Source organism: Antarctobacter jejuensis (assembly GCF_052266595.1).
In the GTDB taxonomy this organism is placed as follows: Bacteria; Pseudomonadota; Alphaproteobacteria; order Rhodobacterales; family Rhodobacteraceae; genus Antarctobacter; species Antarctobacter jejuensis.
The window spans coordinates 92,731-111,605 of the sequence record NZ_JBQQXJ010000015.1; the positions used below are offsets into that span (position 1 = coordinate 92,731).

The 18,875-nt window shown below is 65.0% G+C and carries 19 protein-coding genes and 1 pseudogene; 6 read left to right on the forward strand and 14 right to left on the reverse strand.

Features of this window, described 5'->3' with window-relative positions; translation table 11 throughout:
- Positions 1–80 precede the first annotated feature (80 nt).
- Positions 81–995 (forward strand): LysR family transcriptional regulator, encoded by a 915-nt coding sequence (locus ACTXGA_RS19090; RefSeq protein WP_443396206.1) that lies wholly within the window; start codon positions 81–83, stop codon positions 993–995.
- Positions 996–1,171: 176 nt separating this feature from the next.
- Here the strand turns inward: ACTXGA_RS19090 and ACTXGA_RS19095 are convergent, their stop codons facing one another.
- The 4 genes from ACTXGA_RS19095 to ACTXGA_RS19110 all read right to left on the reverse strand — a co-directional run bounded on the left by ACTXGA_RS19095 (position 1,172) and on the right by ACTXGA_RS19110 (position 6,961).
- Entirely contained in the window at positions 1,172–3,346 is a 2,175-nt protein-coding gene (locus ACTXGA_RS19095) for an esterase-like activity of phytase family protein (protein ID WP_443396207.1), read from the reverse strand.
- Positions 3,347–3,480: 134 nt separating this feature from the next.
- Positions 3,481–5,526, reverse strand: coding sequence for a vWA domain-containing protein (locus tag ACTXGA_RS19100; RefSeq protein WP_443396208.1), 2,046 nt, complete (start codon positions 5,524–5,526; stop codon positions 3,481–3,483).
- Positions 5,523–6,053: an RNA polymerase sigma factor gene (locus ACTXGA_RS19105; protein WP_443396209.1), complete on the reverse strand. Its 531-nt coding sequence runs from the start codon at positions 6,051–6,053 to the stop codon at positions 5,523–5,525. The genes ACTXGA_RS19100 and ACTXGA_RS19105 overlap by 4 nt, the downstream gene beginning before the upstream one ends.
- 122 nt (positions 6,054–6,175) lie before the next feature.
- The gene (locus ACTXGA_RS19110) at positions 6,176–6,961 is read right to left on the reverse strand and encodes a hormone-sensitive lipase (RefSeq protein WP_443396210.1); all 786 of its coding nucleotides are present in this window, start codon (positions 6,959–6,961) and stop codon (positions 6,176–6,178) included.
- A 119-nt stretch (positions 6,962–7,080) separates the two neighbouring features.
- Between ACTXGA_RS19110 and ACTXGA_RS19115 the strand changes: the two genes are divergently transcribed.
- The gene (locus tag ACTXGA_RS19115; protein WP_443396211.1) at positions 7,081–7,452 is read left to right on the forward strand and encodes a hypothetical protein; all 372 of its coding nucleotides are present in this window, start codon (positions 7,081–7,083) and stop codon (positions 7,450–7,452) included.
- 10 nt (positions 7,453–7,462) lie between these two features.
- Here the strand turns inward: ACTXGA_RS19115 and ACTXGA_RS19120 are convergent, their stop codons facing one another.
- The 7 genes and pseudogenes from ACTXGA_RS19120 to ACTXGA_RS19150 form a co-directional block, all read right to left on the reverse strand.
- On the reverse strand, positions 7,463–7,963 hold the full coding sequence (locus ACTXGA_RS19120) for a GNAT family N-acetyltransferase (RefSeq protein ID WP_443396212.1): 501 nt from the start codon (positions 7,961–7,963) through the stop codon (positions 7,463–7,465).
- A complete protein-coding gene (locus ACTXGA_RS19125) occupies positions 7,960–8,721 on the reverse strand; it encodes a potassium channel family protein (RefSeq protein WP_443396213.1) in 762 nt (253 codons plus the stop codon). The genes ACTXGA_RS19120 and ACTXGA_RS19125 overlap by 4 nt, the downstream gene beginning before the upstream one ends.
- A 29-nt stretch (positions 8,722–8,750) precedes the next feature.
- Positions 8,751–8,987, reverse strand: coding sequence for a thioredoxin family protein (locus tag ACTXGA_RS19130; protein WP_443396214.1), 237 nt, complete (start codon positions 8,985–8,987; stop codon positions 8,751–8,753).
- Between the two features lie 37 nt (positions 8,988–9,024).
- Positions 9,025–10,083 (reverse strand): permease, encoded by a 1,059-nt coding sequence (locus ACTXGA_RS19135; RefSeq protein WP_443396215.1) that lies wholly within the window; start codon positions 10,081–10,083, stop codon positions 9,025–9,027.
- A gap of 2 nt (positions 10,084–10,085) precedes the next feature.
- Positions 10,086–10,367: an ArsR/SmtB family transcription factor gene (locus tag ACTXGA_RS19140; RefSeq protein ID WP_443396216.1), complete on the reverse strand. Its 282-nt coding sequence runs from the start codon at positions 10,365–10,367 to the stop codon at positions 10,086–10,088.
- Positions 10,368–10,529: 162 nt separating this feature from the next.
- Positions 10,530–10,721 (reverse strand): annotated as a pseudogene (locus tag ACTXGA_RS19145) (S-(hydroxymethyl)glutathione dehydrogenase); the annotation flags it as partial.
- A 120-nt stretch (positions 10,722–10,841) separates the two neighbouring features.
- Entirely contained in the window at positions 10,842–11,486 is a 645-nt protein-coding gene (locus ACTXGA_RS19150) for a DUF2238 domain-containing protein (RefSeq protein ID WP_443396217.1), read from the reverse strand.
- 41 nt (positions 11,487–11,527) lie between these two features.
- Between ACTXGA_RS19150 and ACTXGA_RS19155 the strand changes: the two genes are divergently transcribed.
- On the forward strand, positions 11,528–12,253 hold the full coding sequence (locus tag ACTXGA_RS19155) for an endonuclease/exonuclease/phosphatase family protein (protein WP_443396218.1): 726 nt from the start codon (positions 11,528–11,530) through the stop codon (positions 12,251–12,253).
- Between the two features lie 148 nt (positions 12,254–12,401).
- Here the strand turns inward: ACTXGA_RS19155 and ACTXGA_RS19160 are convergent, their stop codons facing one another.
- Entirely contained in the window at positions 12,402–13,514 is a 1,113-nt protein-coding gene (locus ACTXGA_RS19160; protein ID WP_443396219.1) for an S-(hydroxymethyl)glutathione dehydrogenase/class III alcohol dehydrogenase, read from the reverse strand.
- Positions 13,515–13,622: 108 nt separating this feature from the next.
- A complete protein-coding gene (locus ACTXGA_RS19165; RefSeq protein WP_443396220.1) occupies positions 13,623–14,303 on the reverse strand; it encodes a hypothetical protein in 681 nt (226 codons plus the stop codon).
- 182 nt (positions 14,304–14,485) lie between these two features.
- Here ACTXGA_RS19165 and ACTXGA_RS19170 point away from each other — a divergent pair, with 182 nt between their 5' ends.
- Together ACTXGA_RS19170 and serB are read left to right on the forward strand one after the other, a co-directional pair.
- Positions 14,486–16,141 (forward strand): Y-family DNA polymerase, encoded by a 1,656-nt coding sequence (locus ACTXGA_RS19170; protein ID WP_443396221.1) that lies wholly within the window; start codon positions 14,486–14,488, stop codon positions 16,139–16,141.
- A gap of 80 nt (positions 16,142–16,221) precedes the next feature.
- Positions 16,222–17,091, forward strand: a complete 870-nt coding sequence (gene serB, locus ACTXGA_RS19175; RefSeq protein ID WP_443396222.1) for a phosphoserine phosphatase SerB — start codon at positions 16,222–16,224, stop codon at positions 17,089–17,091.
- 80 nt (positions 17,092–17,171) lie between these two features.
- Here the strand turns inward: serB and ACTXGA_RS19180 are convergent, their stop codons facing one another.
- The gene (locus ACTXGA_RS19180; RefSeq protein WP_443396223.1) at positions 17,172–18,167 is read right to left on the reverse strand and encodes an asparaginase; all 996 of its coding nucleotides are present in this window, start codon (positions 18,165–18,167) and stop codon (positions 17,172–17,174) included.
- Positions 18,168–18,336: 169 nt separating this feature from the next.
- Between ACTXGA_RS19180 and ACTXGA_RS19185 the strand changes: the two genes are divergently transcribed.
- Positions 18,337–18,864, forward strand: a complete 528-nt coding sequence (locus tag ACTXGA_RS19185) for an invasion associated locus B family protein (RefSeq protein WP_443396224.1) — start codon at positions 18,337–18,339, stop codon at positions 18,862–18,864.
- Positions 18,865–18,875 lie beyond the last annotated feature (11 nt).

The window sequence follows — 18,875 nt, forward strand, 5'->3', positions numbered from 1 at the left end:
GTCGTCCCATCGTCCCATCGCAGGGGCCCCTTTCCGGGGGCCCTTTTTCGTTTTGTATTGACAATCCCGGACCGTCGTCCATGCAATCCTGCATGGACTGGCGCTCTGTCACCTTTGACTGGAACCGCGCGCGGGCCTTCCTTGTCACCGCTGAGGAAGGGTCGCTGTCGGCGGCCGCACGCGCGCTTGGCATGACGCAGCCGACGCTGGGCCGTCAGGTCACCGCGCTGGAGGACGAACTGGGCCTTGTCCTGTTCGAACGGGTCGGGCGGGGGCTGGTCCTGACGCAGGCCGGTGCGCAACTGATGAGCCATGTGCGCGCCATGGGTGAGGCAGCGGCGGGCGTATCGCTGGCCGCATCGGGACAGGCGCAGGCGGCCTCGGGCCATGTGGCCGTGACCGCCTCTGAGATCTATTCCAGCTGGCTGATGCCGCAGATCGCCCGCCGCCTGCGCGAGGTGGCTCCGGGCATCACGCTGGAGGTGGTGGCCTCGAACGAGATCCGCGATTTGCGCCGACGCGAGGCCGATATCGCCATCCGCAACACCCGCCCGGAAGAGGCCGACCTGATCGGCAAGATGGTGGGTGAGGACGAGGGCACATTTTATGCCACCTCCGAATACCTGTCCCGGATTGGCCCCATATCCGGGCCTGAGGACCTGACCCGGGCCGAATTCATCGGGTTCAAGGATAACGATGATTTCATGAGCGCGCTGCAGAAGCGTGGAATCGCGGTGACACCGGCGCATTTCCCGGTGCTGGCCTCATCGCATTGGGTTCATTGGGAGATAGCCCGCGCCGGGATCGGGCTGGGCACCGTGCCCTGCGGCCTGGGCGATGGCGCCCCCGACATGCGGCGGGCGCTGCCCGGGATCAGCTTTCGCTATCCGGTCTGGCTGGTGGCGCACCGGGAATTGCGGACCAGCCCCCGGGTGCGCATCGTCTGGGACCTGCTGGCCGAAACTCTGCCGGGGCTTTTGCACCAACCCGAATAGAGGGGGCGTCATGCCAAGGGCATGCTTGCAGCATGACCCCCGTCTCCCTGCGGTCGACTCCCCCGAGGTATTTTTAGCCCACAGAAACATGGGCGCGGCGCAGGCTGAAAGCGCGCGCCAAATGCGAATCGCCCCGCGGGGTTCCGCGGGGCGCTGAAGGTTGGACCGGGCCGGGATCAGTCGATCTTGCCGATGGTCCAGAAGAAGGTTTCGCCCGAGCTGTCGTCGACGCCGTCATTGTCGGTAGAGACCCAGGCGGTGCCGTCGGCGAAGATCGCCAGTCCTTCGACCTTGTCCATTACGTAGCCGCCGTAGGATTTCAGGTCGGGGATCAGGTCGCGCACCTCTTCCTTGGTGACGGTGGGCAGGTCGCCGCCCAGCGCGGCCGGGGTCATGTCGGCCATGGGGATGCGGTAGATTTTCTTGGTCACCGCCTCGGCGCCGATCTGGTTGTCACGTTCGACCACATAGACGTAATCGCCATGGGCCACGATTTCCGACAGGCCGACCCAGCCCTTGGCCGGTTTGGCCTTGGGGTAAAGGACGGCGCCCCATTCCCCCGTTTCGGTGTTGTAGGAGACCAATTTGACGTGGTTTTCGGGATCGTCTGCCCATTCGCGCTGCACCGCCATCCAGAGGGTGTCGCCGATCTTGGTGATGCCTTCGAACCCGAACCGCATTTCGACGGCGGTCAGTTCCGCGGGGATCATGATCTCGGCCGAGTTGGTCTGAATCAGACCATCCTTGGTGACATGGTAGATCGCGTGCGGGATGCCGCGTTCGGTGCGGCCCTCGGAAGCGACCCAGAAACCGCCGTTGCCGTCCAGCGTGATGCCTTCGAGGTCCAGCTTTTGCGCCGGGTCGCCGTTGGCGCGGTGGATCACGATGGCGTCCACGATCCGGGCCGGGGTCTGCGTGGTGTCGATCTTGAAGATCGTCGGCTGGAAGCCGTAGAAGCTGTCGTTCACGGCCCAGACGGTGCCGTCCTTGTCCGCCACCATGCCAGAGATGGCACCCCAGCCGATCAGGCGGTCAGCGCCTTCGGAGGTCAGCGTCGGGTAGATCGCGTCGGCGTCCTGATAGGCGTAGATCATGACATGGGCGCGCACGCCGCCGTCCTCGATCAGGTCGACCTCATTGGCAGAGACCAGCAGGTTGCGGTCAGGAATGGCGACGTAGCCCTCTGGCCCGATGCCCGAGGGCAGGATCTGCTTCAGGACCGGGGCAGCCGGGTAGGTGACGTCGTAGACGCCCACGGCAGAGCCGCGCTCGGAGCCGACGAAGACCAGTGGGGTGCCGTCGAACACGGCAGTTTCGATGGATTCGGGCTCGACGCCCTTGGCGTCGGAGCGTTTGTCCGGGTAGTGGCCGATCTGGATCAGCGCGTGTTCGAAGGAGGCACCGGATTCGTAGGTGACGGTGCCGTCCTTGTTGAAGATGGTCCAGCCGCGCGAGCCGCCGTCCATGTCGCCCTCATTGGCGATGGCGAAATGCGTGTCGTCGATCCACTTGACGGCATCGGGTTCGCGCTTGCGGGCGGGTTGCGATTTGTCGAAGTTCAGCGCGCCACGCTCATCAAGCGTGTCGATCCTGTCGAGGTCGACGGCACCGGCGGAGAAGTGGTTGAGGATCGACCCGTCGGCGGCAACCACCACGAGGTGGTTGTTTTCCTGCAGGGTGACGATGGTTTCGCCAAGGGCGTTGATGTCGACGAATTCGGGTTCGGGGTCTTCGTGGGCGATGTCAGCGAGGCCGGTCAGGTCGACGGTTTTCAGGTCGTCACAGGCCAGCGCGCCGTCCTTGATTTCGCCGATGACAAGGAACCCGGCGGGCAACTGGCCGACGCGGCCATCGCCGAGGTCTTCGTCCCGCTCATTCTCGATCGCGATGGAGATGCGTGTGCCGTCCTTGGAGACGGCGACCGAATCCGGCTGGCCACCCAGATCGCAGGTGGCGGTGATATCGCCGGTCAGCACGTCGACCACGGCGAGGTGGCCCGAAGGGGCGGTGTAGCTGGGGGAAGTGTTCACGCCGACGAAGGCGGTGCTGCCGGTAATGCCGACGGCGGTCGGCTCACCGCTCAGCGCGACATTGCCCAAGGGTTGCGGGCTGTGCGGGTCGGTGATGTCGATGCGACCCACGGCACCCAGCGGGCTGTCGGTGTAGACCAGCGTCATGCCGTCGGCGGTGGCGGCAATGATCTCAGCCGAGGTTTCGCGTGCGGTGTCTTCGCCATCCGCCATGTTCAGGTAGGTGCCGAACGAGGCGATGCGGTTGAAGTTCATGTCTGCCACGGCGGCACTGGCGGCAAGGGCCAGCGTGCTCGTCAGGCAGAGGGTACGGAAATGCATGGAAGTCCCCCAATGGTTGGTAGAGGGGGAGTGACCGGGAGAGGTAACAGGGGCGTGACGGTTTGGTGACGGAAAGGTTAAAAGGTGAGGCCCCCGCGGACTGCGCAGGGGCCTTTGGGATCTTGATCGCCGGTTTACTGTTTCAGGCTCTCGGTCAGGCGCATCAGGGTGATCGCCTCTTGCCGGTAGCCGAAGGGATCGTCGCCCTTGGCGCTTTGCGCCAGCGCGATGGCGTCGCCCATGCTCCACTCGCCGATCTGGTCGGAGCCGCGCAGGATCTGGCCGAACCCGGCGATGGCCAGCGCCCAGTCCGCCTCTGGCAGGGGGGCCGCGTCAGCCATGATCGGGGTTTCGATCAGCTTGCTGGTGTCCTCACCCGGCGTTTTGTAGCGCAGGCGAAGGAAACCCAGTTCGCCGGTGTCATCGGCGGCCGGCTGCGCCTCTTCTGCCGCATAGCGCAGCGGATCGGTCATGCGGGCAGGTGAGCCGACGGGCGTGATCGCATAGATCGCCGTCACCTGGTGGCCTGCGCCGATCTCACCGGCGTCCACCTTGTCGTTGTTGAAATCCTCACGCTTCAGCGCGCGGGTTTCATAGCCGATCAAGCGGTATTCGGCGACGAGGGCCGGGTTCCATTCGACCTGAATCTTGACGTCATTGGCGATGGGCACCAGCGCGCCGGTCAGCTGGTCCACCAGCACCTTTTGCGCCTCTGCCAGCGTGTCGATGTAGGACGCGATCCCGTTGCCGGTCTGCGCCAGCGCCTGCATGGTGGCGTCATCCAGATTGCCGCGACCAAAGCCCAGAACAGACAGGTAGGTGCCCTCATCCCGCTTGTCGGCGATGAAATCCTTGAGGTCGTCGGGATCGCTGATGCCGACGTTGAAATCGCCGTCGGTGGCAAGGATCACCCGCGTTACCGCATCCTCTTCGCCGTCCTTGGCCATCTTGGCGGCGGTGGCATAGGCCTGTTGCAGGCCCGCCTGCCCGGCGGTCGAGCCCCCGGCGCTGAGGTTGTCCAACGCGTTCAGGATTGTGTCACGGTCACTGGCCTTGGTCGGTTCCAGCGCCAGACCGGCGCTGCCCGCGTAGGTGACGATGGCAATGGTGTCATCCGCGTCCAACTGGCCCAGCATCAGGCGAAAGCTTTGCTTCAGGAGCGGCAGCTTGGTCGCGTAATTCATCGACCCGGAGGTGTCGATCAGAAAGACCAGGTTCATCGGCGGGCGTTCATCCGGCATCATGCCCTGCAGGCCGATGTGCACGATCTGCGTGCCTTCGACCCAGGGGCTGTCACTGACGCCCACATGGGTGGCAAAGGGCGCATCATCCGTAGGCGCGGGGTAGTCATAGGTGAAATAGTTCACCATCTCCTCGATCCGCACGGCATCCTTGGGCGGCAGCATCCCCTGGCTGATCGAATTGCGGATCAGCGACCAGGAAGCCGTGTCCACGTCGATCGAAAAGGTCGAGACCGGGCTTTCCGCAGTGACCTTGATCGGGTTGTCATCGGCCTCGGGGAAGGCCTCTGTGTTCGGTTCGGGCGCGATGACGATGGGATCGGGTGCCGGCATCGGCCTGGGTGCATGCATCGGCGGCGAGGCCGGCGCGCCGCGCGACATGTTCATCACCCCGGTTTCGAAGGACAGGCCGGGGTTACGAGGCGCACTGCCTGCCTGCGGGACATAAACCTCGTCCAAGGGTGCGGTCACGACCGGCGGTGTGGCCGGTGCGACCTTGCGCAGGGCAACCTTTGGCTTGGGGTCGCTGACCACGGCATCCGCGTCCAGCGAATCCAGGGCTGCGCCGACCTCTGCCTCTTCGCGCAGCGGGGTTGGGTCCGGCTTGGGCTGGGCTTCGGTTTTCACCGGAAGCGGCGAGACCTGCGGCGGTTGGCTGTCTTGCAGGACGGGGATAACGGCCACCATGGCGACGGCGGCCAGCGCGGTGGTTGCGGTCAGGAGTCCGCGGTTGGACAAATTGGCAAACATAATCTTGGCTCCTCTGAAAAGGCCGCCCTTTCGGGTGGGCTCAGAGGTCTGACGCGCCTGCGTCTCTGTTTCTTGGGCGCGGTCGAAATTTTTCATCGCCAGCGCGATGGCGTCGGCACGGCGCGCCGGATCGGGTTTGGGAAGGCCCGTATCGAACGCGCGCTTGAGATCGTCCAGATCGTCGCTCATACCTCGGCCTCCTTCATCGCCTTCAGTTTCTTCTTGGCCTCCGAGATCCGCCAACTGACGGTGCCCTCGGAAATCTCCAGAATCTGCGCCGCCTCCGCATGGGTTACCCCGTCCAGAACCAGCGCCAGTGTTTCCCGCAGATCGACCGACAGATCCCGCATGGCGGTCAACAGCCAGTCCACCCGCTCTGCCGCCTCGGCCATTTCGGCCTGACGCGCCAGTTCCCAGTCACCCCAGCCATCGGCGGCGCGGGCATGGGTCGAGGCGCGCCGGAACCGGTCCCGGGCGGCATTCACCGTGATGCGATAAAGCCATGTTGTCAGCCTGGCCTCTCCCCTGAAACTGCGCAGTTTCACGGGCAATGCGGCGCAGATGTCCTGTGCCAGATCCTCTGCCTCTGTCCGGCTGCCGGTCAGCCTGACCGCGTAGGCATAGACCCGGTCATAGACCCGTTCGACCAGCACGCCAAAGGCCTGCCGGTCACCATCTGCCGCCGCGCGGGCGAGGGATTCGTCACTGACTGTCATGCGCATCACATGAGTTGGACGCGCCGGAGCGCGCAATCCTTGGATACCTTACCAGATTTTTTTCGACGGCTTGGGCGCATCGCCTCTGGCGCTTGGCGGAAAGCCGAAGAAAGGGCGCCCGATCAGCCGTCCAGCAGGCGCGCCACCATCGGACTGTCGGGGGTTTCCAGCGCGTCGATCACGTCGAAGTGGTGTTTGCCCGCCTCGATTTCCAGCGCACAGTCCCAGACCACCTGCAGTTTCCGCGCCTGATCGATGAAGGCGGGGCGTTCGTCAGCCCCCACCCAGACCGTCACCGGCGCGGCGGGCGGCGGCGCGAAGATCGGGCTTTCGACGCGGGCCTCGGCCTCATCAATGCGCAGGTCCTTGTTCATCGAGGTCTGCATCAGGGGGCGCAGGTCCGACACCGGCGAAATCGGCAGGATATGCGCGACCCGCTCTGCCACCGTGGCCTCCAGCACCTTGCCCATACGGGCCACGAGGTGCCCGCCCGCAGAATGGCCGGTCAGGCGGATCGGCCCCGAAACCTCGGCAGCGGCGACGGACACGGCCTGCGCCACCTGCCTGGTGATGTCGGAAATCCGCACCCTTGGGCAGAGGTCATAAGAGGGCATCGCAACCGCCCAGCCGCGCGCCCGCGCGCCTTCGGCCAGATGGGACCAGTACGAGCGATCGAACCGCAGCCAATAGCCGCCGTGCACAAAGACAACGAGGCCCGCAGGCGATTTGTCGGGCAGGAACAGGTCCATCGCCTGCCTTGAGCCGTGGCCGTACATCAGCCCCAGCCGCGCGCGGCCCGCCACTGACATCCTTTGGCGATAGGCGGCGGCGCTGTCCGCCCAGCGGTCCGGATAGGCCTCTGCCCCCGGGATATGGGCGGCGTTGGCGTAGGCGTCGTCAAGCTCCATGCGGGTCTCCGTTTTTTCCTATACATTGCGCGCCTGTCCTGCTCTGGCTAGGGGCAAAAGGACATGGATGGCATGATGTGGGACGACACCGCCCATCAAATGACAGGACGCATGGAAAGATGATCGACCGAGTGGCCAAAGAGGACCCCCGGCTGGCCGATTGGCAGGCAATGGCGCGGGGCTCGGAGGGCTCTCCGTGGTTGCGCGCGGCTGAGGCCGAGGCGCTGGCGTGCTACGCCCTGCAATTCGGCGAAGGGGTTTCGACGATGGAGGCCGTGGCGACGCAGTTCCGCGAGCCGGTGCGGGATGTGTCGTGGGAGATCATCGGCGCGGACGCCGCAGGCGAGAACTGGGAAGATCACCGCGATCCGGCGCGCGCGCTGGACCTTGTGCGGCGCAAGCTGGCGCTGGCGCGGCAGGCGGGCGCGGTGCTGGAATACAAGCTGTGGTTGGCGCCCGGACCTGTCGCCGAACGCCTGCCAGAACCCTGAGCGGAGAGCCTCAGCCCGCCGCCGGATCCTCCAACCGGCGATACATCACCAGCGCGTCCACGTAGCCCTGAACCGGGTGCAAAAAGGCACCGGGCAGGCGCCCGACCACCTCGAACCCGGCGCGTTTCCAAGTCTCGACCGCCCGGGTGTTGGTGCTGACCACGAAATTGTACTGCATGGCGCGAAAGCCCAGCCTTGGCGCCTGTTCCAGCGAATGCGCCAGCATGGCCCGCGCCACGCCGCGCCCGCGCGCAGCCGGGGCCGTGACATAGCCGCAATTGCAGACGTGTGACCCGCCGCCCTTCTGATTGCGGACGATGTAATAGGTGCCAAGGATCTCACCGCCGTCTTCGGCTACAAAGACCCGCCGTTCCGGCCCCAACCAATAGCCCAGCGCCGCCTCACGCGGGATGTCGGGGTCGATCGTATAGGTGTCGCCCGCCCGGAACACCGGTTCCAGCATCGCCCAGACCGCGTCATGGTCCGCCCCGCCTGCCTTACGAATAATCATGCCTGCCCTTCCGTCTTGATGTGCACGACCGCGCCGCAGTGCTTGCAGTGCACCGCATCCGCATCGTGCAGGACCAGCCCGCAGGTCCCGCATTCATAGCGCACCTTGTTGGGCCGGATCAGCACCTGCACCAACCGCAGGAACAATGTCACCCCGAAAATCATCACGAGGACCGAAATCATCCGCCCCCACGGCCCCTGCAGGGTGATGTCGCCAAAGCCGGTGGTCGTCAGCGCCGTGACGGTGAAATACAGCGCATCGGCATAGTTCTGGATCTGCGGGTTCACCATGTACTGCGTGGCATAGACCAGCCCCGTCATGATGAACATGAAGACGGCGAGGTTCAGCACCGCCAGAACCACATCGTCATTGCGCCGGAAATAGGGGAAATCCCGCTTCAGCTGTTCGGACAGGTGGTAGGTGTGCAAAAGGCGCAGCGTCCGCAGCACCCGCAGGAACCCCAGTCCCTCACCGGCCAATGGCGCCAGAAAGGACACGATGGCGATCAGGTCCGCGATGGTGGTTACCCGGGTCAGCAGGCGCAACCGGTTGGTGGAAATCCACATCCGCGCGCCGAACTCGGTCAGGATGATGACGCCGAACACCGCATCCACCGTTTCTACAAACGGACCGTGGTGGGAGAAGGACGTGGCGATGACAAAGAGGATGGTGACGATATCGAAGGTCAGCAGCGCATAGCGAAACCTGTGCGCCCGGTCACTCTCTCCGACATAGAGCTCTCGGATCTTGTTGCGCATCACGGGTCCTTTGGGGCTTGGCCGAACAATCAGCCCGCCAGCCAGATTTTTAGCTTGGCGGCGTCAGGCAAACCACCGGCGTGCACCAGTTTTCCATCCACCGAAACGCCCGGCGTCGATATGACACCAGCCATGGCGATGGACCGCGCATCAGAGATTTTTTCGACCTCGACGGCAACCCCGATGTCGGCAGCGGCCTCTTTGATCATTGCCTCGGTGGCGTCACAACGCTTGCATCCGGGGCCATAGACCTTGACGGATTTCATGGGTGGGGTCCTTTCAAGAAAGCGGTGACCGCACAGGTCATAGGAGGAAGTTGAAAAGATAGCCAGTGGCGAGGATACCCGCCGCCACCACGGCAATGAAGATCGCGATCAACCGCAGGGTCAGAACCTGCTTGAGAATGATCATCTCAGGCAGCGACAACGCGATCACCGACATCATGAAGGCCAGCGTGGTGCCCAGCGCCGCTCCCTTTCCCAACAGCGCCTCGACAATCGGGATGACACCGGCGGCATTGGTGTACATCGGCACGCCGACAACCACTGCGGATGGCACCGACCACCATGCCTCGCCGCCCATGATTTTCAGCATCATTGCTTCGGGCACATAGCCGTGGATCAGCGCGCCGATCCCGATGCCGACAAGAACCCAGATCCAGACCTTGCCGACGATCTCACGCACCTGATCGACCCCGATTTTCAGCCGGTCGGCAAAGGTCCGTTCCTCTTCGCCCACATCGACCGGCGGGCCGGCGTTCAGTTCACGCACCCAGTCCTGCAGATAACGTTCCAGACCCATCCGGCCCATGACGAAACCCGCAACCGTGGCAATGGTGAACCCAAAGACAAGGTAGACCGTCGCGATTTCCCAGCCGACAAGACCGTACAACAGCCCCAGCCCGACAGGCCCCACCATCGGACCTGCGATCAGAAAGGAAAAGGTGACGCCCAGCGGAATGCCCGCCGAGACGAATCCGATGAACAAGGGCACCGAAGAACAGGAACAGAACGGCGTCAGCACGCCAAGGACTGCCGCCAGCGGATAGCCCCAGATCTGCCGTTTCCCGGCCAGAATGGCCCGGGTCTTTTCCGGACTGAACCAACTGCGCAGTACGCCCGTGACAAAGACGATGCCGGTCAGCAGCAACAGGACCTTGGGCACGTCATAGACGAAAAAGGCGATGGCCTCGCCGGTATGGCTGTCCCGCGCGACCGGAACCAATGCGGTCACCCATTCCGAAAAGGGGATCAGCTGCTGATAGACCAGCCACCAGACAAAGGCGGCAACGGGAAGGCCCACGTACCACATCCAATCGGATGAGCCGCGCGGGTGGGCGATGTCATGTGTATCCGTGTTCATGTTCAGGCCAATTCGTTTACGCGTTCCGCGTTCAGCACGGCGGCGACAATCGCCGCGATTTCAGGGGGCAGATCGGGGTTGCGGCGAAACCGCACCCATTGCGCATCCCGCCGATTAGTCACCAGCCCGGCGTTGCGCAGTACCTTCATGTGGCGGGACATTCGGCTTTGGCTGGCATCAAGGCTCTCCAACAGCTCGCAGATACAGTGTTCGCCGCCATCCCAGATGACGGCAAGCGCTGCGCGGCGGGTCGGATCACAAAGGGCGGTCAGGACATCTTGCATGAGCGGGTAGATATGCGCCCTCGCGCATATGCGCGTTGACCCATGTCAATCGGCGCAGAGGTTCCTGCCCCTCCGACGCCGTATGTCCCACAACAAACGCCGGCCCCTCGCGGAACCGGCGCCTTCACTTACCGTAGGGCGGGGTTTACCCCGCCGCCCGGATCAGAACACCACGACCAAGCGGATCGATTCACCGGCGTGCATCAGGTCGAACCCCTTGTTGATCTCATCAAGGCTCAGCGTGTGCATGATCATCAGGTCGATCTCGATCTTGCCGTCCATGTACCAGTCGACGATCTTGGGTACATCCGTGCGCCCGCGCGCGCCGCCAAAGGCCGTGCCGCGCCCGGTCACTCTCTCCTAGCATAGAGCTCACGGATCTTGGTGCGCATGGCGGGTCCTTCGGTGGTCTCGCCGGACGGTAGGATGGTTATCAAGGAAGGGGAAGCCAAGCGCCTTGCAGAGGCGCGCCCGTTATCCTTTTTCGCGCAGCTTTCTGTAGAATCGCCTGTTCGCCTGAACGAACTGTTCCATTGCCTTGCCCAAGCCACCGAATTGGCGGTCCTTGAGAAACAGGAACCCCGAAAAGGCCGCGATCGCTGCACCTATGGTATCGATGATCAGGTCTGTCATCGTATCCACCAGCCCGGATTTCTGCATGTTCATGCCAAATAGCCGATCCATGCCGAATTCGAACACCTCCCACAACGCGCCGATCGACAACCCGACGCAGAACGCCAGCGCGGCCAGCGCCCACGGAGGAGCCGCGTATCTGTCGCCCTCGAACAGCATGAAAATCAGCAGAAATCCCATGAGGCCGACGCTGAGCGCGGATGTGAAGTGCAAAACGACATCCCACCACCAGAACCGCTCGTAGAAATCCGCGACCTCGCCCAGAAACAAGGACGCGAAAATAAAGCACACGATGGCCGTCAGGAACGGTCTGGGCAGCTCGATCCCGAGGTAGCCGGCGAAACGTTGCGGCAGAAAAGTCAGCACCAGTGTCGAAACGGCGACGAAGACCGCAGACCATGCCTGTGTCATCACGCCTGTGAGGGCCTCCATCACCAGGATCGCCTGGATCACGAGAACAACTATGGAGCTTTGGATGCGGAACATCTGGGCTTCTTTTGTCCGGTCTCCATACCAATATAGAGACTATGACAACTTCCGCACCCCTACGTCTCGCCAGTTACAACATTCGCGCCGGCCTTGGCACTGACCTGCGCCGCGATCCGATGCGGGTGCTCTCCGCCATTTCCGCGCTGGACGCGGATGTGGTGGTTCTGCAAGAGGCCGATTTTCGTCTGGGTGCGCGGCCCTCTGCCCTGCCTCGTGACATGATTGAGGCGGAGACCGGCCTGCGCCCCCTCCCCGTCGCCGACAACGACGTCAGCCTTGGCTGGCACGGTATCGCCATGCTCGCGCGGCCCGACCTGACCGCCACAAAGGTCAACCGCTACCCGCTGCCCGGGTTGGAACCACGCGGCGCGGTTGCGGTGGATCTGCCGGATTTGCGCGTCGTCGGTGTCCATCTGGGGCTGTTGCGGCACTCTCGGCGTCAGCAGTTGGACGTTATCCGCGATGCCTTGGATGCGCTACCCGGCCTGCCCACGGTCATTCTTGGGGATTTCAACGAATGGTCCCGAAAGGCGGGCCTTGGCCGTCTGGCGCGGCGGTACAAGATCCTCACGCCGGGGCGCACCTATCCCGCCACTCTGCCGCTCGGCGCGCTCGACCGCGTGGCCCATTGCGGGGCATTGGACATCCGGATGCTTGCGCCACCTTTGCGAAAACAAAAGGGACGCCACCCGTCTGACCATTTGCCGATCCTGGCCGAGGTGCAGCGTGCCAAGCGAGCACCGGCTTGTAACGCACAACAATAGACTGCCGGGCTGGAGGGGCGCCGTGGCCAAGGCTCTCTGCCGCCGGTTATCGGACGATCTGCGGCGCACCTGCCCAAATGAAAACGCCGGCCCCACCCGGAACCGGCGTTTCGCAATCGCATAAGGCGGGGAACGCCCCGCTGCGGTCTTAGAACACCACGACCGCGCGGATCGATTCACCCGCGTGCATCAGGTCGAACCCCTTGTTGATCTCGTCCAGCGTTAGCGTGTGCGTGATCATCGGGTCGATCTCGATCTTGCCGTCCATGTACCAGTCGACGATCTTGGGCACATCCGTCCGCCCACGCGCGCCGCCAAAGGCCGTGCCGCGCCAGGACCGGCCGGTGACCAGCTGGAAAGGCCGCGTCGAAATTTCGGCCCCGGCTGGTGCCACGCCGATGACGATGCTTTCGCCCCAGCCCTTGTGCGCCGCTTCCAGCGCGGTGCGCATGACGTTGACGTTGCCGGTGGCGTCAAAGGTGTAATCGGCACCGCCCCTGGTCAGTTCGACCAGATGCGCCACCATATCGCCCTCGACATCATTGGGGTTCACGAAGTCGGTCATGCCGAAATGTTCGGCCATCGGCTTCTTGTCGTTGTTCAGGTCGATGCCGACGATCTGATCCGCCCCCGCCAGCCGCAGGCCCTGAATCACGTTCAGGCCAATCCCGCCAAGGCCGAAGACAATCGCGCGGGACCCGATTTCCACCTTGGCGGTGTTGATCACCGCGCCGATGCCGGTGGTCACGCCACAACCGATGTAGCAGACCTTGTCGAAAGGTGCGTCGGGGTTGATCTTGGCCAGCGCGATTTCCGGCAGGACCGTGTGATTGGAAAAGGTCGAACAGCCCATGTAATGCAGGATCGGCGTGCCATCGAGCATCGAGAACCGCGAGGTGCCATCCGGCATCAGCCCCTGCCCCTGCGTCGAACGGATCGCCTGACAGAGGTTGGTCTTGGGGTTGAGGCAGTATTCGCACTGACGGCATTCCGGCGTGTAGAGCGGGATCACGTGATCACCCGGCTTCAGGCTGGTCACGCCTTCGCCCACTTCCAGAACCACGCCCGCGCCTTCGTGGCCGAGGATGGCGGGGAACAGCCCTTCCGGGTCCGCGCCCGACAGGGTGAATTCGTCGGTGTGACAGATGCCCGTGGCCTTGATCTCGACCAGAACCTCACCGGCTTTCGGCCCTTCGAGGTTCACTTCCATGATTTCAAGCGGTTTGCCCGCCTCCAGAGCCACCGCTGCACGCGTGCGCATCTTCTGTCCCTCCTGTGGATCGCGTTTGCGCCCACCCTGAGGGAAAGCGCCATTCGCCGCAAGCATCCACGCCCGCGCGGATGCCTGCGAAATTCGGCACGCGCCGGGTTATTTCGGCAGGCGCAGGTCCGTCGGCAGGCCAATCGCCGTGGTCTTGCCACCGGCGTCGTTGCTGGACTGCTGGGCAAAGACCCAGCCAACCACGGCATCGTATTGCAGCGCCGCAGTGCCCAGCGGCTCACCCGACTGCATGTTTGTCATCTCGACCCGCAGGGTCCAGACCTCATGATCGGCGCCAAAGGGGGACGTCGTGCTGGAACAGCAGGTCTGCGTCAGGGTGTTCTGCACCGGGCCTGCGCTGGACGGCTGAACCCAGGTGAGGGTCTTGCCCTCGGTCAGCGGCAGGAAATCCCGGTCCGGCAGGGTCACGCCCTCATCCGTCTTTGCCGCGCGCAGCGCCTTGGCCAGCGCGGCCCGGTCCCCGTCCGAGCGCCGCCAATTCAGATTGGCCACCGGGATCACCCCGTTCAACACCGCCTGCCCGGAAACCGTATCGCAGGTCGGCTGGCCCCGGCGGAGCTGTTCGTAGCAGAGTTCCGTCAGGACGAGATCGCCCTCGGCCCCCAGGAAACGGGTGGTATAGCTGGTCTCGAAGATCGGATCACCGATCGGGGTGGCGCCGGAATAGACCTTGTACTGGGTGTCCATTTCCGTGCCCGGGACGGGCTGCGCCACGGCGCTGGTGGCGAAAAGGCAAATTGCGGCAAGGGGTGCGATACGAGGGATCATCCGTGCTCCAATCGTCAGGTCAAATTTTCCCGGAAAATCGGAGAAAAAATCATGGGATTCAATCCCTTTCCCCAAATTTTATGCATGCTCGGCCAAAAAATCCCGCGCTGCACAGGGCGCAGGCCGACTCGACTCCCTGCATCGCGGCGTATAGAACAAAATGAGAACATGCTGCGATTCCCATGCCCCACCGCCGTATCCTCTCGCTCTGGTTTCCCCGCCTCGGCGCCGAAAGGCTGATCCGGGCAGAGCCGCATCTGGCCGATATCCCCTTTGCCACCGTCGCGCAGGAGGGGCCCGCACAGCTGCTCTCTGCCCTGTCGATCCGCGCCTCTGAGGCCGGTCTGACCCGCGGCCAGCCGCTGCGCGATGCCCATGCCATGTGCGCGGGCCTGCTGACCCGCCCGGCGCAACCGCACCGTGAGGCGGCGTTTCTGGGCGCGCTGCACCGCTGGGCGGGCAAATTCTCTCCCTGGGTTTCGGCCGATGTGCCCGACGGCCTGGTGATCGACCTGACCGGCTGCGCGCATCTCTTTGGCGGCGAGGACCGGCTGGCCGAACAGGTCAACCGCGACTGCGCCGATCTGGGCCTGTCGGTCCGCCTTGGCATCGCCGATACGCTGGGCGCGGCATGGGCGCTGGCGCGGTTCTCGCGGCAGACGCCGGCCCATGCCCGATCCGGCGACGCCATCGACCAGGAGGCGCCCGCCACCCGCGCCCGCGCTGGCAAACGCCGCCACTGGGAACGCGGCGGCGCCACGCTGACCAGCCCGACCGCCCCCGCCATACAGCCCTGCATCGCGCCACCGGGGCAAAGCTGGACGGCGCTCTCGCCGCTGCCCGTCGCCGCCCTGCGGCTGGACCCGCTGGTCACCGAACAGCTGACCCGCCTCGGGCTGCGCCGCATCGGCGATCTGCTGGGCCAGCCGCGCGCACCGCTGGCCCGCCGGTTCGGCCGCGCCCTGACGCTGCGCCTCGATCAGGCCACCGGTGCCGCGCCGGAACCGATCTCACCCGCCGCGCCGCCAGACCGCTTTGCCCTGCGCATGTCCTTCCCCGATCCCATCGGCCTGCAGGACGACGTCGAAGAGGCGCTGTCGCGCATGACAGACCGCCTGTGCGAGCGTCTGAAGGCGCGCAATCGCGGCGTCCGCACCCTGCGGATAGAGGCGCACCGCTGCGATCACCAGATGCAGTGGCAGACCGTCACCTGCGCCACCGCCACCACGCAACCGCACCGCCTGATGCCGCTGATCCGCCTGAGGCTGCCAGAGATCGACGCGGGCCCCGGCATCGACATGCTGCGACTGGAGGCCCAGCACCACGAAGCGCAACATGCCCGCACCCGCGCCGGTCACCTTGAGGCCGCGCAAAAGGGCAGCCGCCGCCAACACGGCGGCGCCGCGCTGGAGGACCTGACCAGCCGCCTTGGCGCGCGGCTGGGGATGGAGGCCGTGACCCGCCGCGCCCCCGCCGACAGCCACCTGCCGGAGAAATCCGCCCTCACCCTTGCCGCCGCATGGTCGGACCCGGTGCGCGACTGGCCCGTGCCGCCCGCGCCACGCCCGCTGACCCTCTGGCGGCCCGAACCGGTGACCGCCCCCGACAGCAGCGACCCGCCGCAGGCCTTCCGATGGCGCGGGCGCGACTGGCAGACAACCGGCGCAACCGGACCGGAACGCATCGCCCCCGAATGGTGGCTGGACGACCCCGATTGGCGCTCCGGCCCGCGCGACTACTGGCGCGTGGACACCGACCGGGGCGACCGGCTGTGGCTGTTCTTTGCCCATGGCGGAGAGACATCACCCGGCTGGTTCTGCCACGGCGCCTTTGCCTGACCGTACTCCGGGCCGCACGCCCACTGGCCAAACGCCCGCCGCCATGCCAAAAGCGCGCCGCAACCTCAGGGGGACACGGAATGCTCATCGCCTCGCTCATCGCCAGACCCGGCCAACTGGACCCTGCGCTGGTCGACAGCCTGCGCAACGCGCTGGGCGGCGGCATGGCCAGCTGGCTCTCCGCCGATGAGGCCGCCGAATTCCCCATCGAAACGCCCCCCGCCAACCTCGATCAGATCCGCGCCTCCATCGCGGACATGGCGGATCTCAACATCCTGCCCGCCGAGGGGCGGCAAAAGAAGATGCTGCTGGCCGACATGGACAGCACCATGATTCAGCAGGAATGCATCGACGAACTGGCCGAGGTGGCAGGCGTCGGCGACCGTGTCCGGGACATCACCGCCCGCGCCATGAATGGCGAGCTGGACTTCGAAGGCGCGCTGATCGAACGGGTCGGCCTGCTCCGGGGCCTGCCCGAAACTGTCATCGACGAAGTCATGCAAAGCCGCATCACCCTGATGCCCGGCGGCAAGGCCCTGCTGGACACCATGCATGCGGCAGGCGGCCATTGCGTCCTCGTCTCGGGCGGCTTCACCGCCTTCACCGCCCGCGTCTCCGCCCTGCTGCGCTTTGACGAAAACCGCGCCAACACCCTGCTGGCACAGGATGGCAAGCTCACCGGAGAGGTCGCCCGCCCGATCCTCGGGCGTGAGGCCAAAGTGCAGGCGCTGGAAGAGATCACCGCGCAACTGGGCATCGCGGAACAGGACGTGATCGCCGTGGGCGACGGTGCCAATGACCTTGGCATGCTGACCCGCGTCGGTCTGGGCGTCGCCCTGCACGCCAAACCCAGCGTTCAGGCCCAATGCGGCCTGCGGGTGAACCACGGCGACCTGACCGCCCTGCTCTATCTTCAGGGGTACACAAAGGCGGACTTCGCGTCGGCCTGATCGCGCAACCTCCCGGTTTCTTTGGGCTTCCAAATACCCTCGGGGGAGTCGACCGCAGGCCGAGGGGGCAGCGCCCCCTCTTACCCCGCCAGTCCCGCCACCGGGCGGATTTCGCCGGTCACCAACCCATCCCAGTTGCGCACCGGCGGGTTGAGGAAGCGCGCCACATCCGGATGCCCGGCCTCAAGCACGCCCAGCCGCACCAGAAGCGCCGCGATGGCACAGTCCGAGGCCCGCGTCGCCCCGTCGGCGATCTTCAGCGAGATCCCCAGCCCACGTTTCGGCAGGATGGCCACGAAATAGCCCTCGGCCCCGGTCTTGATCGCCACCGGCTCACGGGCTGCGCGCATCAGGAGGGTACAGGCCCGCCCCTCGCCCGCCACAAGCTCCGGATGCGCGATCATTGCCGCCACCAGATCGGCGGCCGCCCTCGATTGCGCGTCAGACCGTTCGGCGGCAGTGGCGAAAAACGCCATCGCCCGCGCCATGCCCAGCATCGTGGTGGCGGAATTCGGCGCCGAACAGCCGTCGATCCCGAAACCCGGGCTGGCCTCACCCGTCACCTCTTCAAAGGCCGCGCGGCAGGCCAACTGCACCGGATGGTCCGGCGACACGTAATCCGGCCCGGCCTTCAGATGCCGCGCAAGGGTCAGGAAGCCCGTGTGCTTGCCCGAACAGTTGTTCAAAACCCGCCCCGGCGCGCGCCCCTCGCGGATCATTTCGAATCGCAGGTCCTTGTCCCGCGAGGGCTGCGGGCCACAGATCAGGTCCTCTTCGGCGAAACCCATCTCTGACAGCCAGGCGCCGACCTTTCGCGCGTGCAACGGCGCGCCCTGATGGCTGGCACAGGCCAGCGCCAGCCGTTCCGTCGACAGGCCGACCGCGCGCGCCGCCCCGGAGGCGACCAGCGGCAGCGCCTGAATCATCTTCGCGGAACTGCGCGGCAGCACCACGGCCCCCGGATCGCCCCATGCCTCGACGATCAAACCCTTGTGATCACAGATGACCGCATGCCCGGAATGATGGCTTTCCACCACCGGACCGCGGATGATTTCGACCATGGGAACTGCGGTCATCGGGCTATCTCCAGAGAGTTGAGCGATAATCTGCCACCGGGGCTTTTCCGCCGTGTTTTTTTCAGGCTATTGTCCGCGCGTCGAGAGAAAAGGCCCATATTGTGCGACAAGCGTCGGGACACGCCGCGCGCAAGGGAATTGAAGGCAAATGCATCTGGAGGCAGCAGGTATGATTTCTGGTCTGGTTCGGGGAATGAGCGTCGCGGCGCTTCTGCTGGGCGCCGCTGCAGCGGGCGCGCAGGAGAGCAGCACAGCCCGCGTGGACGCCATGACCGACTGGTCGGTCTTTGAGGAGGCAAGCCCACGCGAATGCTGGGCCGTGACCACCTACAAGGAAAGCGTGAACACCAAGGATGGCCGCGTGGTCGCCGTTACGCGGGGTGAGATCCTGCTCATGGTCTTTTATCGCCCCGATGCCGGGGTGAAGGGACAGGTGGCCTTTACCGGCGGCTACCCCTTTGCCAAGGGGTCCACGGTCAAGGTCGCCATCGGCGACACAGAGTTCGAACTCTACACAGAGGGCGAGTGGGCCTGGCCCGCGACACCGCAGGACGACGTCAAGCTGATCAACGCGATGAAGCGTGGGGCGGATGCCGTTGTGTCCGCCGAGTCCAGCCGGGGTACGCAGACCAAGGACACCTTCTCGCTGCTGGGCTTTACCGCAGCGATCGAGGACGCCGACAAGCGCTGTTCGTAACGGCGTGAACG

Bases quoted from the DNA above. Each gene is read 5' to 3' on its own strand.
- ACTXGA_RS19090 (WP_443396206.1), top strand. From the start codon at position 81: ATGCAATCCTGCATGGACTGGCGCTCTGTCACCTTTGACTGGAACCGC.
- ACTXGA_RS19095 (WP_443396207.1), bottom strand. From the start codon at position 3,346: ATGCATTTCCGTACCCTCTGCCTGACGAGCACGCTGGCCCTTGCCGCC.
- ACTXGA_RS19100 (WP_443396208.1), bottom strand. From the start codon at position 5,526: ATGAGCGACGATCTGGACGATCTCAAGCGCGCGTTCGATACGGGCCTT.
- ACTXGA_RS19105 (WP_443396209.1), bottom strand. From the start codon at position 6,053: ATGACAGTCAGTGACGAATCCCTCGCCCGCGCGGCGGCAGATGGTGAC.
- ACTXGA_RS19110 (WP_443396210.1), bottom strand. From the start codon at position 6,961: ATGGAGCTTGACGACGCCTACGCCAACGCCGCCCATATCCCGGGGGCA.
- ACTXGA_RS19115 (WP_443396211.1), top strand. From the start codon at position 7,081: ATGATCGACCGAGTGGCCAAAGAGGACCCCCGGCTGGCCGATTGGCAG.
- ACTXGA_RS19120 (WP_443396212.1), bottom strand. From the start codon at position 7,963: ATGATTATTCGTAAGGCAGGCGGGGCGGACCATGACGCGGTCTGGGCG.
- ACTXGA_RS19125 (WP_443396213.1), bottom strand. From the start codon at position 8,721: ATGCGCAACAAGATCCGAGAGCTCTATGTCGGAGAGAGTGACCGGGCG.
- ACTXGA_RS19130 (WP_443396214.1), bottom strand. From the start codon at position 8,987: ATGAAATCCGTCAAGGTCTATGGCCCCGGATGCAAGCGTTGTGACGCC.
- ACTXGA_RS19135 (WP_443396215.1), bottom strand. From the start codon at position 10,083: ATGAACACGGATACACATGACATCGCCCACCCGCGCGGCTCATCCGAT.
- ACTXGA_RS19140 (WP_443396216.1), bottom strand. From the start codon at position 10,367: ATGCAAGATGTCCTGACCGCCCTTTGTGATCCGACCCGCCGCGCAGCG.
- ACTXGA_RS19150 (WP_443396217.1), bottom strand. From the start codon at position 11,486: ATGTTCCGCATCCAAAGCTCCATAGTTGTTCTCGTGATCCAGGCGATC.
- ACTXGA_RS19155 (WP_443396218.1), top strand. From the start codon at position 11,528: ATGACAACTTCCGCACCCCTACGTCTCGCCAGTTACAACATTCGCGCC.
- ACTXGA_RS19160 (WP_443396219.1), bottom strand. From the start codon at position 13,514: ATGCGCACGCGTGCAGCGGTGGCTCTGGAGGCGGGCAAACCGCTTGAA.
- ACTXGA_RS19165 (WP_443396220.1), bottom strand. From the start codon at position 14,303: ATGATCCCTCGTATCGCACCCCTTGCCGCAATTTGCCTTTTCGCCACC.
- ACTXGA_RS19170 (WP_443396221.1), top strand. From the start codon at position 14,486: ATGCCCCACCGCCGTATCCTCTCGCTCTGGTTTCCCCGCCTCGGCGCC.
- serB (WP_443396222.1), top strand. From the start codon at position 16,222: ATGCTCATCGCCTCGCTCATCGCCAGACCCGGCCAACTGGACCCTGCG.
- ACTXGA_RS19180 (WP_443396223.1), bottom strand. From the start codon at position 18,167: ATGACCGCAGTTCCCATGGTCGAAATCATCCGCGGTCCGGTGGTGGAA.
- ACTXGA_RS19185 (WP_443396224.1), top strand. From the start codon at position 18,337: ATGATTTCTGGTCTGGTTCGGGGAATGAGCGTCGCGGCGCTTCTGCTG.